At 74.1% G+C, this 13,312-nt stretch carries 8 protein-coding genes; 1 reads left to right on the top strand and 7 read right to left on the bottom strand.

Features of this window, described 5'->3' with window-relative positions:
• Nucleotides 1–224 precede the first annotated feature (224 nt).
• On the top strand, nucleotides 225–410 hold the full coding sequence (locus ABZ885_RS06430; RefSeq protein WP_360183999.1) for a hypothetical protein: 186 nt from the start codon (nucleotides 225–227) through the stop codon (nucleotides 408–410).
• A gap of 76 nt (nucleotides 411–486) precedes the next feature.
• On the opposite strand, the gene ABZ885_RS06425 is transcribed toward ABZ885_RS06430, so the two are convergent.
• From ABZ885_RS06425 to ABZ885_RS06395, 7 genes are all read right to left on the bottom strand, one after another.
• On the bottom strand, nucleotides 487–3,840 hold the full coding sequence (locus ABZ885_RS06425; RefSeq protein ID WP_360183997.1) for a S8 family serine peptidase: 3,354 nt from the start codon (nucleotides 3,838–3,840) through the stop codon (nucleotides 487–489).
• A 256-nt stretch (nucleotides 3,841–4,096) separates the two neighbouring features.
• Nucleotides 4,097–4,258 carry a hypothetical protein gene (locus ABZ885_RS06420; RefSeq protein WP_360183995.1) on the bottom strand — a complete coding sequence of 54 codons (162 nt, stop codon included), beginning with the start codon at nucleotides 4,256–4,258 and terminating at the stop codon, nucleotides 4,097–4,099.
• A gap of 351 nt (nucleotides 4,259–4,609) precedes the next feature.
• Nucleotides 4,610–6,193: a phosphoglycerate dehydrogenase gene (serA, locus tag ABZ885_RS06415; protein ID WP_360184005.1), complete on the bottom strand. Its 1,584-nt coding sequence runs from the start codon at nucleotides 6,191–6,193 to the stop codon at nucleotides 4,610–4,612.
• Nucleotides 6,194–6,457: 264 nt separating this feature from the next.
• Nucleotides 6,458–7,456 carry a ketol-acid reductoisomerase gene (ilvC, locus tag ABZ885_RS06410; RefSeq protein WP_360183993.1) on the bottom strand — a complete coding sequence of 333 codons (999 nt, stop codon included), beginning with the start codon at nucleotides 7,454–7,456 and terminating at the stop codon, nucleotides 6,458–6,460.
• 102 nt (nucleotides 7,457–7,558) lie between these two features.
• The gene (gene ilvN, locus ABZ885_RS06405) at nucleotides 7,559–8,083 is read right to left on the bottom strand and encodes an acetolactate synthase small subunit (protein ID WP_360183991.1); all 525 of its coding nucleotides are present in this window, start codon (nucleotides 8,081–8,083) and stop codon (nucleotides 7,559–7,561) included.
• A 46-nt stretch (nucleotides 8,084–8,129) separates the two neighbouring features.
• Nucleotides 8,130–9,983 (bottom strand): acetolactate synthase large subunit, encoded by a 1,854-nt coding sequence (locus ABZ885_RS06400; protein ID WP_360183989.1) that lies wholly within the window; start codon nucleotides 9,981–9,983, stop codon nucleotides 8,130–8,132.
• Nucleotides 9,984–10,315: 332 nt separating this feature from the next.
• Nucleotides 10,316–13,246, bottom strand: a complete 2,931-nt coding sequence (locus ABZ885_RS06395; protein ID WP_360184003.1) for an EAL domain-containing protein — start codon at nucleotides 13,244–13,246, stop codon at nucleotides 10,316–10,318.
• Nucleotides 13,247–13,312 lie beyond the last annotated feature (66 nt).

Genomic DNA, 13,312 nt, shown 5'->3' with positions numbered 1-13,312 from the left:
CCCGTTCACCGTTTCCCGGCGAATGTTTCACGTGAAACACGGACCGGATCCATGGCAGTCTGGGCGGGTGGCGATCATCCCGGACCGGCGTCGGCGGGCACACCCTCACCGCCGACCTGCCGGCGGGCAGCACCGGGACGGCCCTGCTGTCCGTCCCGGCCACCACCGGCTGGACCTGCTCGGCCGGTGACGGGACGGCCGCGGCGCCGCGGTCCGTGCTGGGCATGATCGGGGTGCCGCTCGGCGCCGGCGCGGGCCGGATCGCGTGCTCCTTCCGCCCGCCCGGCCTCGCCGAGGGCCTCACCCTGGCGCTCGCCTCGGCCGCCGTGACCACGCTCGCCGCCGTCCTCGGCCGCCTCCGCCGCACCGCCGCGGAGGCGGCCCCGCCGCAGGAGCGGGAGTCCCGGTGACGACCCGCGCGGCGGGAACGGCACGGAGCCGCCGCCCCTGGCCGGGGCGGCGGCTCCTCGGGTGCGGGCCGGGGCGTCAGGGCAGGGTGAGGATCTGGCCCCGTCGGTCGTCGCGGTTGAAGTGGTGCAGGAGCAGCAGCCGGGACGTGCCGGCGTCGGCCCGGTGGACGTCGAGGACGGTGCCCGGCGGGAGGGCGGCGGCCATCGCGGCGGGGCCGCCCGGGCCGGTGCGGACGTCCACGGCGGGGTTCAGGACGTCGACGGCGAGGGTGGGCCGGACGCCGCGCAGGCCGACCGCCGAGAAGGCCTCGGCCGGGTCGGGCTTGCCCGTGGTCGCGGCGCCGGTCCAGAGGCCGTAGCGGACGGTGCTGCGGCCCGCCTGCACGCCCGGGAGGGCGGCGATCCGGACCGGGAGCACCAGGACGTCGCTGTCCAGCAGCGCGGTGTCGGTGTCGCCCCAGCGGGCGTTGAGCGGCTGGACGTCCAGTTCGGCGCCGGTCCGGGCGTCCAGGGTGCGGGCCACCAGGACGTCGCTGCCGCGCTGCCGGTCCGCCTTGACCAGGACGTCCGTGGTGCCGTCCCCGTCGGTGTCCAGCGAGGCCCGGACGCCGAAGACGCCGACCGGGGTGGCGGCGGGGGCCCAGACCTGGGCGGCGAGGTAGAGCATGCCCTGCCCTTCGGCGACGGCCGGGGCGTCCGAGGCGGCGCCGACCGCCCGCAGGTTGGCGGCCCGGTCGCCGGGGCGTTCGACGCAGACGTCCTGCGGGGCCTGCGCCTCGGTGCTGTCCTCGGGGACGATGCCCGCGCCGGGGCCGACCGCCGCGCCGCTGTCCGGCGGGCAGTCGGGCCAGCGGGCCCCCTCGCCGCCGAGCGCGAAGGCGCTGAGCAGTCCGGGCTGTCCGGCCGGCGCGGGGGTGCCGACGAGGGTGACCAGCGCCTCGGAGCGGCCGAGCCGGATCGGCGCGGCCCCGGTGAGGTCGGAGGCGGGCCGCGGGGCGGCCAGCACCGGGACCCGCAGCACGGGCAGCTCCTGGTCCGACTCGGGGGTGAGCAGCAGCCGGCCGGAGAGCTCGCCCCGGTAGCTGCGGGCCTTGCCGCCCTGGAGGGTGGCGATGGTCGGGTCGGGGGTGCGGCCGAGCTGTCCGGGGACGGCCAGGGTGACCCGGACCCGGGCGGTGCCGCCGGCCGGCACCTCGACCCGGCCGGGCGCGATCTCGTAGCGGGCGCCGGGGAGCTCGGTGGCGGCCGCGTAGCCGGTGCGGTAGGTGACGGCCGTGCCGGAGAGGTTGCGGACCTCGACCTCGCGGGTGGCGGTGAACGGCCCGCCGACCGCGACCGGGCCGAAGGAAACGCCGACGCTGCCCTCGACCGCGCCTTCACCGGCCGCGTAGGCCACGGCGGGGGTGCGGACGGCGGCGTCGACCCGGGCCCGGCCCGCGCCGGTGCGTTCGGGGCCGTAGACCGGGCCGGTGCCGCCGTCGCCGAGCCAGGTGTCCCCGGCGGTGTTCATCAGCGCGGCCTTGAGCTGCTCCACCGTCCAGTCGGGGTGGGCGGCGCGGACCAGGGCGGCCAGCCCGGCTACCAGCGGGGTGGCCATCGAGGTGCCGTCCTCGCGCTGGCCCCCGCTGCCGCTGCCGGCCTTGGCGGACCAGATGGTCTCGCCCGGCGCGGCCAGGTCGGGCTTGACGACCCCGGGGACCCCGATGCCGCGCGAGGTGAAGTCGGTGAGGGTGTCGGTGCGTTGCGGCTGGTCCTGGGGGACGACGCCGTGCAGCGGGTTGCCGGGCGCGGCGAGCCGGACGTCGACCGGGCCGGCGGCCGCGCCCTGACGCAGCCGTTCGCCGTCGGCGTGGGCGAGCAGGGCGGCCGGGATGCGGTCGTTGCCGGCGATCTCGGCGAGGTGGTCGTCGTCGGCGGCGAGCAGGACCCCGACGGCGCCGGCGTCGGCGGCGTGGTCGGCGCGCGGCCCGGAGCCGCAGGCGCGTTCGGACTCGCGGGTGCTCCACGCCAGGACGGCGATCCGGCCGGTGAGCCGCTGCCGGTCGGCCTCGGTGAAGGCGGCGCAGCCGTCGGACTGGTCGGCGGGCAGGGCCAGCCGACCGGTCACGTCGGCGGTGGACCAGTCCTGGTAGCGGCCGCTCCAGTGGGCCGGGACGGTGCCGGCCAGCGGCTCGGGGGCGAGCACGGTGATGCCGTCGGCGTCGCTGTGCGGGTCGACCGAGGCGGCGACGGCGAGGGCCCGGGCGGCGGTGCCGGGGCTGCCCCCGATGCCGTAGACGTCGCCCTCGTTGCCGGCCGCGGCGACCACCACGGTGCCCAGGGCGGAGAGCCGGTCGACGGCGACGGCGTCGGCGTCGTCGGGGGAGCCGAAGCGGCTGCCGAGCGAGAGGTTGACGACGTCGAGCCGGTCGCCGAGGTCGCCGTCGCCGTCCGGGTCGGCGGCGACGTCGAGGGCCTGGGCGAGCTGGTCGGTGGCGCCGTCGCAGCCGAACACCCGGATGGCGTAGAGCTGGGCGCCGGGCGCGGCGCCGGGGCCGACCTTGAAGCCCGCCGGGTCCAGGCCGGGCCGGTAGGGCCCGCGGTACGGCTGCCCGTCGGTGGTGACGCCGAGCCCGGCGGCGGTGCCGGCGACGTGCGTGCCGTGGCCGTTCAGCGCGCAGTCGATCGGGTTGTCGTCGGGGTGCGGGTCGGGCTGGTAGCCCGGGGCGGACGGGTCCGGGTTGTAGTCGTCACCGACCAGGTCGCGGCCGCCCACCACCTTGGCGGTGGGGTAGAGCCCGGCGGGGGCCGGCTTGGCGCCGTCGACCGACCGGTACGCCTCCTCGGTGCCGGGACCGCCGAAGTCGGCGTGGGTGTAGTCGATGCCGCTGTCGATGATCCCGATCCGGACGCCCTGCCCGGTGGTGCCGCCGGCGTCCGCCGAGCTGCCGGCCCAGACCCCGGGTGCGCCGGTCAGCGGGACGGAGTACGCGTTGTCCCGCTGCTTGCGGACGACCAGGTGGACGGCCCGGACACCGGGCAGCGCGCGCAGCGCGGGCAGCCGGTCGGCGGGCACGGTGACGGCGAGGCCGGTGAGCAGGGTGCGGGTGCGGTAGAGCTCGCGGGCCGTGGGCGCCGCGCCGTGGACGGCGGCGGCCAGCCGGTCGAGCGCGTCGGAGGCCCGGGCCCGCTGCCCGCCCCCGGCCCGGGCGGCCTCCCGGCGGACGGTCTCCGGGGGGCGCTGGGCCCGCCGTGCCTCGGCGGCCGCCCGCCGCCAGGCCGGTCCGGCGGCCTCGGTGGTGAGCTCCAGCAGGACGGAGGCCGGACGGTCGGGCGGGACCGCCGGCGGGCTGCCGGCCGCCGGGACCGCGCCGAGCAGCGCGGGCCCGGTCAGCAGACCGAGGATGAGTCCGATCCGGGCGATCGGACGACGGACGGGTGGCTGACGCACTGGGCCCTCTCCCCCGGCAAGGGGGACTGATCCGCACGCCGTGTCGCTGACGCCCGCCCGCGCGGACGTCGATCACCCCTCCGGGGCCCCACTTATAGGAGACCGCGCCGACGAGTGCGAGCAACGTCCCTCCAACGGGCGCCACAAGCACTCCCGCGGGTGACGGACACTCAATCCGTCCGGCCCATTCGGCAGATGAACGCCGCCGGGCGGGGGAACACCGCCGACCGGTGGACGCCGCCCGGCCGACCGGGGCTCAGAGGTGGCCGGTCACGCCGCCGTTGTCGCGGCGGTCCAGCGAGCGCTGCAGGGCGGCGGCCGCGAAGGGGCTCCGCTCGGTCGCGCGGCGGCGGCGCGGGGTGCGGGTGGGGGTGGCGGCGGGCGCGGGAGTGGCGTGACGGTCTGCGGTGGGGGGCATACCGGGCTCCTTGGATCGGATGCGCCGGGGCACCGGCGCAGGGCGTGCAGAGGGTGAGGAACGGGGGTACCGCACGGAGCACGTCGCGATGGGCGTGACGGCGGGAGCGGACGCCGGGCGGGGATCGCCTGCCCTTGGCGTACGGGCGCACACGGGCCGCACGCCCTGGCTACAGGGGCGGCACACCGTATGGCTCTTCCACGGTACGACCAGGGGCCTGCCGTGTCTGCACGAATACTTGGATTTCCTACTATCTGAGACGGGAGCCGCCCGGAGGCATGCAGCAGGGCCCGGACCGCCGGTACGACCGGTGGTCCGGGCCCTGCCGGAGAACTACTGCCGGGGCCGTGCTCAGGCGCCCAGGTCGACCGAACGGGCGAAGCGGGCGCCGATCTCGGAGGCGATGGCGGACAGCACGTCCTGCGGGATCTGGCTGTCCACGGTGATGGAGGCCAGCGCGCCGCTGCCGTCGCGGGCGACCTGCATGCCCGCGATGTTGATGCCCGCGTCGCCGAGGTGGCGGCCGAGGACGCCGACCACGCCCGGGCGGTCCTCGTACTTGAAGAACGCCATGTGGTCGGTGAGCGCGACGTCCACGTCGAAGGCGTCCACGCCGACGATCTTCTGGGTCTGCTTCGGGCCGGCCAGGGTGCCGGAGATGGCGATCTCGCCGCCGTCGGCCAGGGTGCCGCGGACGGTGATCACGTTGCGGTGCTCGGGGCTCTCGCTGGAGGTGGTCAGGCGTACCTCGACGCCGCGCTCCTGGGCGAACAGCGGGGCGTTGACGTAGGACACCGTCTCCGCCACGACGTCCTCGAACACGCCCTTGAGGGCGGACAGTTCGAGCACCTTGACGTCGTGCTGGGTGATCTCGCCGCGCACCTCGACGTCGAGCCGGACGGCCACCTCGCCGGCCAGCGCGGTGAAGATCCGGCCGAGCTTCTCCGCCAGCGGCAGGCCCGGGCGGACGTCCTCGGCGATCACGCCGCCCTGGACGTTGACCGCGTCCGGGACGAGCTCGCCGGCCAGCGCCAGGCGCACCGACTTGGCGACCGCGATGCCGGCCTTCTCCTGCGCCTCGTCGGTGGAGGCGCCCAGGTGCGGGGTGGCGACCACGTTGTCGAAGGCGAACAGCGGGGAGTCGGTGCACGGCTCCTTGGCGTAGACGTCCAGGCCGGCGCCGGCCACCCGGCCGTCGCGCAGGGCGCTGGCGAGCGCCTCCTCGTCCACGATGCCGCCGCGGGCGGCGTTGACGATGCGGACGGTCGGCTTGACCTTGTGCAGCGCCTCGTCGCCGATCAGGCCGATGGTCTCCGGGGTCTTCGGGAGGTGGACGGTGATGAAGTCCGAGACCTCCAGCAGCTCCTCCAGCGAGACCAGCTTGACGCCCATCTGGGCGGCGCGGGCGGCCTGGATGTAGGGGTCGTACGCGACGATCTTCATGCCGAAGGCGGACATCCGCTGGGCGACCAGCACGCCGATCCGGCCGAGGCCGACGACGCCGAGGGTCTTCTCGCTCAGCTCGACGCCGGTGTACTTGTTGCGCTTCCACTCGCCCTGCTTGAGCGCGGCGTTGGCGGGCGCGATGTTGCGGGCGACCGAGACCAGCAGGCCGCAGGCGAGCTCGGCGGCGGTGACGATGTTGGAGGTGGGCGCGTTGACGACCATGACGCCGGCCTTGGTGGCGGCGGACACGTCCACGTTGTCCAGGCCGACACCGGCCCGGGCGACCACCTTGAGCTTGCGGGCGGCGGCCAGCGCCTCGGCGTCCACCTTGGTGGCGGAGCGGATCAGGATGGCGTCCACGTCGGCGATCGCGGTCAGCAGCTCGGTGCGGTCGGCACCGTTGCAGTGGCGGATCTCGAAGTCGGGGCCGAGGGCGTCGACGGTTGCGGGCGACAGCTCTTCAGCGATCAGAACGACGCCATTTTTCACAGTGGAAGCAGTGCTCACGACAGTGTGTCCTTAACTGTCCGGTTCTCCCCGGCACGAAGGTGGCGTGGGTCCCGGGGGGAAGGTGGCATGCCGCGTAGGTAGACGCACGACGCTGTGAGCCTGACGCGCACTCGGAAGTGTATCGACGGGCCGGGTACCACGCTGCTCCCGTCCGGCGAAATCACCCGGACGGGAGCAGCCTAGTTGTACAAGGGCCCTACGGATTCGAACAGGGCCTCAGGCGGGCCGGGTTGGCCCGGAGGCTCAGGCCTCTTCCTTGACCCAGCTCATCAGCTTGCGGAGCTTCTTGCCGGTGGTCTCCAGCAGGTGGTCCTCGTCGGCCTTCTTGTACTCGTTGTACTTGGGCAGACCGGCCTTGTACTCGGCGATCCAGGTGTTGGCGAAGGTGCCGTCCTGGATCTCGGCGAGGACCTTCTTCATCTCGGCCTTGGTGGCGTCGGTGATGATGCGCGGGCCGGTGACGTAGTCGCCCCACTCGGCGGTCTCGGAGACCGACCAGCGCATCTTCTCCAGGCCGCCCTCGTACATCAGGTCGACGATGAGCTTCAGCTCGTGCAGGCACTCGAAGTAGGCGATCTCCGGCTGGTAGCCGGCCTCGACCAGGGTCTCGAACCCGGCCTTCACCAGGGCGGCGGTGCCACCGCAGAGGACGGCCTGCTCGCCGAACAGGTCGGTCTCGGTCTCCTCGGTGAAGGTGGTCTTGATGACGCCGGCCTTGGTGGCGCCCAGGCCCTTGGCGTAGGACAGCGCCAGCGCGAACGCGGCGCCGGAGGCGTCCTGCTCGACCGCGACGATCGCGGGGACGCCGCGGCCCTCCTCGTACTGGCGGCGGACCAGGTGGCCCGGGCCCTTCGGGGCGACCATGCAGACGTCGACGTCGGCCGGCGGCTTGATGAAGCCGAAGCGGATGTTCAGGCCGTGGCCGAAGAACAGGGCGTCGCCGGCCTTCAGGTGCGGGGCGATGTCGGCCTCGTAGACGTCGGCCTGGATCGGGTCCGGCACGAGGATCATGATGACGTCGGCCTCGGCCGCCGCCTCGGCGGGGGTGACGACGCGCAGACCGGCCTCCTCGGCCTTCTGACGCGACTTGGACTCCGGCTTCAGGCCGACCCGGACGTCCGCACCCGAGTCGCGCAGGGACAGCGCGTGGGCGTGGCCCTGGCTGCCGTAGCCGATGACCGCGACCTTGCGGCCCTGGATGATGGACAGGTCGGCGTCGTCTTCGTAGAACAGCTCGGCCACGGGGGCACATCTCCTTGCGTGATGGTCTTGCCGGGTACTGCATTTCCTACGGTACGTGGACCCGGCGGTGGGGTGGGGCGTTGCTTCAGGGGGTGAGACGGGTCAGGCGCTGCGGTCGAGGGCGCGCAGTGACCGGTCGGTGATGGACCGGGCGCCGCGCCCGATGGCGACCAGGCCGGACTGGACGAGCTCCTTGATGCCGTACGGCTCCAGCATCCGGAGCATCGCCTCCAGCTTGTCCGAACTGCCGGTGGCCTCGATGGTCACGGCGTCCGGGGACACGTCCACGGTCTTGGCGCGGAACAGCTGGACGATCTCGACGATCTGCGACCGGGTCTCGTTGTCGGCGCGGACCTTCACCAGGACCAGTTCCCGCTGGATCGCAGCGGACTGGTCGAGCTCGACGATCTTTATCACGTTGACGAGCTTGTTGAGCTGCTTCGTGACCTGCTCCAGCGGCAGGTCCTCGACGTTGACCACGATGGTCATCCGGGAGATGTCCGGGTGCTCCGTCGGGCCGACGGCGAGGGAGTCGATGTTGAAGCCCCGACGGGAGAACAGCGAGGCGATGCGGGCGAGCACGCCGGGCTTGTTCTCGACCAGGACGGAGAGGGTGTGCTTGGACATGTGTCTCTGTTTCCTCGGTCGTTGATACGTCGTTGATACGGGGCCGTCAGTCGGTGTCGTCGCCGAAGTCGGGACGGACGCCCTTGGCGAACTGGATCTCGTCGTTGCTGGTGCCGGCCGCGACCATCGGCCAGACCATGGCGTCCTGGTGGACGATGAAGTCGATGACCACCGGGCGGTCGTTGATCTCCATCGCCCGCTCGATCACGGCGTCCAGGTCCTCCGGGCGCTCGCAGCGCAGGCCGACGCAGCCCATCGCCTCGGAGAGCATGACGAAGTCCGGAATCCGGGTGCCCTGGGCCGGCGGCTCGATGCCGTCGTGGCCGGGGCCGGAGTGCAGCACGGTGTTGGAGTACCGCTGGTTGTAGAACAGGGTCTGCCACTGGCGGACCATGCCCAGCGAGCCGTTGTTGATGACCGCGACCTTGATCGGGATGTCGTTCAGGGCGCAGGTGACCAGCTCCTGGTTGGTCATCTGGAAGCAGCCGTCGCCGTCGATCGCCCAGACCACGGCCTCCGGCCGGCCCGCCTTGGCGCCCATCGCGGCCGGGACGGCGTAGCCCATGGTGCCCGCGCCGCCCGAGTTGAGCCAGGTGCCCGGCTTCTCGAACTGGATGAACTGCGAGCTCCACATCTGGTGCTGCCCGACGCCCGCGGCGTAGACCGCGTCCGGGCCGACCAGCTTGCCGATCCGCTCGATGACCTGCTGCGGGGAGAGCTCGCCGGACGGGGCCGGCTCGTAGCCCAGCGGGTAGGTCTTCTTCCACTCGTCGAGCTTGACCCACCAGTCCGCGTAGTCGCCCTTGTGGCCGGCGTCGAACTCGGCCTGGACGGCGACGATCAGGTCGGCCAGCACCTCGCGGGCGTCACCGACGATCGGCACGTCGGCCGGGCGGTTCTTGCCGATCTCGGCCGGGTCGATGTCGGCGTGGACGACCTTGGCACCGGGGGCGAAGCTGTCCAGCTTGCCGGTGACGCGGTCGTCGAAGCGGGCGCCGAGGGTGAACAGCAGGTCCGACTTCTGCAGCGCGGTGACCGCCGGGACGGAGCCGTGCATGCCGGGCATGCCCAGGTGCTGCGGGTGGCTGTCGGGGAAGGCGCCGAGCGCCATCAGGGTGGTGACCACGGGGGCGCCGGTCAGCTCGGCGAGGATCCGCAGCTCGGCCGTGGCGCCGGCCTTGATCACGCCGCCGCCGACGTACAGCACCGGCCGCTTGGCGCTGACCAGCATCTTCGCGGCCTCGCGGATCTGCTTGGCGTGCGGCTTGGTGACCGGGCGGTAGCCCGGCAGCGAGGTCTCGGCCGGCCAGCGGAAGGTGGTGGTGGCCTGCAGGGCGTCCTTGGCGATGTCGACCAGGACCGGGCCGGGGCGGCCGGTGGCGGCGATGTGGAAGGCCTCCGAGATCACCCGGGGGATCTCGGCCGGGTCGGTGACCAGGAAGTTGTGCTTGGTGATCGGCATCGTGATGCCGCAGATGTCCGCCTCCTGGAAGGCGTCGGTGCCGATCGCCTTGGAGGCGACCTGGCCGGTGATCGCGACCAGCGGGACGGAGTCCATGTAGGCGTCGGCGATCGGGGTCACCAGGTTGGTCGCGCCCGGGCCGGAGGTGGCCATGCAGACGCCGACCCGGCCGGTGGCCTGGGCGTAGCCGGTGGCGGCGTGGCCGGCGCCCTGCTCGTGGCGGACCAGGATGTGGCGCACCTTGGTCGAGTCCATCAGCGGGTCGTACGCGGGAAGGATGGCCCCGCCCGGGATGCCGAAGACGGTGTCCGCGCCCACGGCCTCCAGCGAGCGGATGAGCGACTGGGCGCCGGTCATGGTCTCGACGACGTGCTGGGGAGCGGGAGCGTTGGCGGCCGGGGCGTCCCCGCGACGGGGGGAAGCGGCGTGCTCAGTCATCTGCCTGTCTCTTCTCGGTTCTTGCCGGCCCGGGTGGTTTTCGGGCCCCGGTGGTTCGAGGGTGGGGTCCCGTGGTCGGGCCGATCGCCGGCTCTGCCCCAATCGTCCCGCTTTTCCCTCCGGAATCGGGAGGGGATCGGGCGGCCGGGGCCAGTGGTCTTGCGGAGTGGAACAGTGTCAGTGCAACAAAAAACCCCTCGTGCCAAGGGCATGCGAGGGGTGGCGCGTCGGTCTCTCACGAGTCGGGCATGGCCCGCTCAGCCGACGCGCCCGCCAAGTACGAGAATTCGGGTGCGCATGGCAACGACCTTCCTCCCGTGCGGGGTCGACTGTCAAGCAGGTGGGACGACAGTCTCGCCATGCGGACCATGCCCCGGACCTGCCACGGCACGGTGTTCGGGCAGGTCGGAGGCTCCGTGGTGATGTACGACACGCCCCGCCGTGGACTCCCCGCGGCCACTCGTACGGGTGTCCGCGGGGAGGTATCCGCGGCGCGCCGAGAGCGGGCCGACCGGCCGCGGCAGCGGGTAGACCCGGCGGGCCAGGGCGCGGCGCAGCCGGGACTCCTCCAGCGGCGGGGCGAAGGCCGACCCCTGGCCCTGCCGGCAGCCCAGCTCCTGGAGGACGGCCACCTGGCGCGGCAGGTCCACCCCCTCGGCGGCGGTGACCAGGCCGAGGTCGCGGCCGAGCCGCAGGGCGTGCCCGGCCAGCGTCCGGCCGAGCCCCGGGTCGCCGAGGTCCTGGACCAGCGTGCGGTCCAGCTTGAGCGCGTCGAAGGGCAGCCGGGCCATCGCGCCGAGCGAGCCGCTGCCGGCCCCGAAGCCGGCCAGCGCGGTGGAGACGCCGAGCCGGCGCAGGGCGGCCAGCCGGCGGCCGAGGTCGTCGGCCAGCCCGTCCGAGCCCATCCGGGCCACCTCGACCACCAGCTGGCCGGCCGGCAGCCCGGTGTCCCGCAGCGCGGCCACCACCGCCTCGTACATGCCGGGTGAGCAGAGCCGCTCGGCGGAGAGACGGACCGAGACGGGGACCGGGGCCGGGCCGGATCGGGTTCTGGCGGGCAGCCCGCGGCGCACGGCGGCGGCGGTCACCGCCTCGTGGATCAGCCAGCGGGAGAACCGGGTGGCGGCGTCGCCGTGCTCGGCGGAGCGCAGGAACTCGGCGGGGGTCAGCAGCAGGCCCTGGGCCGAGCGCCAGCGGGCCTGGGCCTCGACGCCGGTGACGGTGCCGGTGGAGAGGTCCACCACGGGCTGGTGCAGCAGGGTGAAGCCGCCCTCGCGGACGGCGACCCGCAGCCGCTCCTCCAGCTCGGTCCGGCGTTCCAGGTCGGCCCGCATGGCCGGGGTGTAGAGCACGACCCGGCCCTTGCCCTCGGACTTGGCCCGGTACATCGCGAGGTCGGCGTTGCGCATCAGCTCGTCGGCGGCGGCTCTGGGGTCGGCGGCCGGGCCGCGCTCGGGGGTGCCGAAGGCGATGCCGATGCTGGCCGCGACGGCCAGTTCGGCGCCGCCGATCCAGTACGGCTCGGAGAGTGCGACCCGGAGCCGCTCGGCGAGCTCCTGGACCTGCAGGCGGCCGAGCGGGCCGCAGACCAGGGCGGCGAACTCGTCCCCGCCGAACCGGGCCACGGTGTCCCCGCAGCGCACGGCGCCCTGGAGCCGGCGGGCGGCCTGCACCAGCAGTTCGTCGCCGACCTGGTGGCCGGCGCTGTCGTTGACCGCCTTGAAGCCGTCCAGGTCGAGGAAGAGGACCGCGATCCCGGCGCCCGTCGCGCCCAGCTGCCCGCGGGCGGCCAGGGCCCCGCGCAGCCGCTGCGCGAACAGCGCCCGGTTGGGCAGGTCGGTGAGCGGGTCGTGGAAGGCGTTGTGCTGCAACTGGGCCTGCAGTATCACGCGTTCGGTGACGTCCCGGCTGTTCAGGATCAGGCCGTCGCGGTACCGGTTGACGGTCGACTCGACGTGCAGCCACTCGCCGGTGCCGGCGCTGATCCGGCACTCGACCCGGGCCGCGGAGGGTTCCGCGGCGGAGCCCGGCGAGCGGTGCGCCAGCAGCCGGCCGCGGGCCAGGAAGCGGCGCACCTCCAGCAGCACCCGGTCCACGTCCTCGGGGTGGACGAGGTCCAGCAGGTTGCCGCCGACCAGTTCCTCCGGGTCCCGCCCGTAGACGCCGAGGGCGGCCGGGGAGACGTAGGAGAGCACGCCGCTGGCACCGGCGATCATGATGACGTCGCTGGAGCCCTGCACCAGGGAGCGGAAGTGCGCCTCCTTGTGGGCGAGCTCCTGGGCGAGCGAGAGGTTGTCCAGCAGCATGACGCCCTGCCGCAGGATCAGCGCCAGCCCGACCGTGCAGGCGGCCACGGCCACCACGGGGTCCATCGGACGCCCGCCGAGGGCGTTGTAGAGGATCCCGGCGGTGCAGACGGCGGCCGCCGCGTACGGGGTGAGGGCACTGAAGGTGGTGGCGACCCGGCGGCGCGGCAGGCCGCCGGCCGAGGGGTGCTCGCGCAGCGGACGGCGCCAGCGCGGGGACCACGGCGCCCAGGCGAGCAGCAGGCTGCCGGCGAACCAGCCGGCGTCCAGCAGCTCCCCCGAGCGGTAGCTGCTGCGCAGTTCGGGGGAGGTGAAGAGGGCGTCGCAGAGCACCGTGACGGCCAGGCCGACCATCGCGGTGTGCACCGCGGCCCGGTTGCCGTCCCGGCCGCCGAAGCGCAGCCCGACCACCAGGCTGACCAGCAGGATGTCCAGCACCGGGTAGGCCAGGTTGAGCGCGAGGCACAGCGGGGAGCCGTCCTCGCCGGCGGCGATCCGGCCGAGCGCGAGGCTCCAGCCGAGGGTGAACAGCGAGCCGGCCACCAGCCAGCCGTCCAGCAGCAGGCAGAGCCAGCCGGCGGCGTTGCGCGGGCGCTGGGCGAGGACCAGCACGCCGGTGATGGCGAGCGGGGCGAAGAGCAGGAAGGCGAACTCGGCGAGCGACTCCTGCGGCAGCGCGGTGCGTTCGACCAGCTCGTACCAGCCCCAGGTGCCGTTGCCGAAGGCGACCATCAGCGAGGAGAGGCCGAACAGCAGCCAGGCCGGGCGGGCGTGGCCGCCGACCGCGCAGCCGTACGAGAGGCAGGACAGCGCGGCCGCGAGGGCGGCCGCGGCAAGGCCGAAGTCCCCCATGAAAACCGCGAGTTGGCGGGAGCCCCAGCCGAGGGCCGCGCCCAGCGCGTAGGCCAGGCAGAGTCCGCCCAGGGCGGCGCCGGGCAGGCTCCGGCTGTGGAGCAGGCGGCGGACCGGGCCGCGCCGGACGGCCTCGGACACGTCGGCGTCCGGTACGCCCGGCAGTCCGGC

Origin of the sequence: Kitasatospora sp. NPDC047058, from assembly GCF_040643935.1 — a bacterium.
Lineage (GTDB): Bacteria > Actinomycetota > Actinomycetes > Streptomycetales > Streptomycetaceae > Kitasatospora.
The sequence above is the reverse complement of the archived record's forward strand: the minus strand, read 5'-3'. Positions and strand labels throughout refer to the sequence as shown.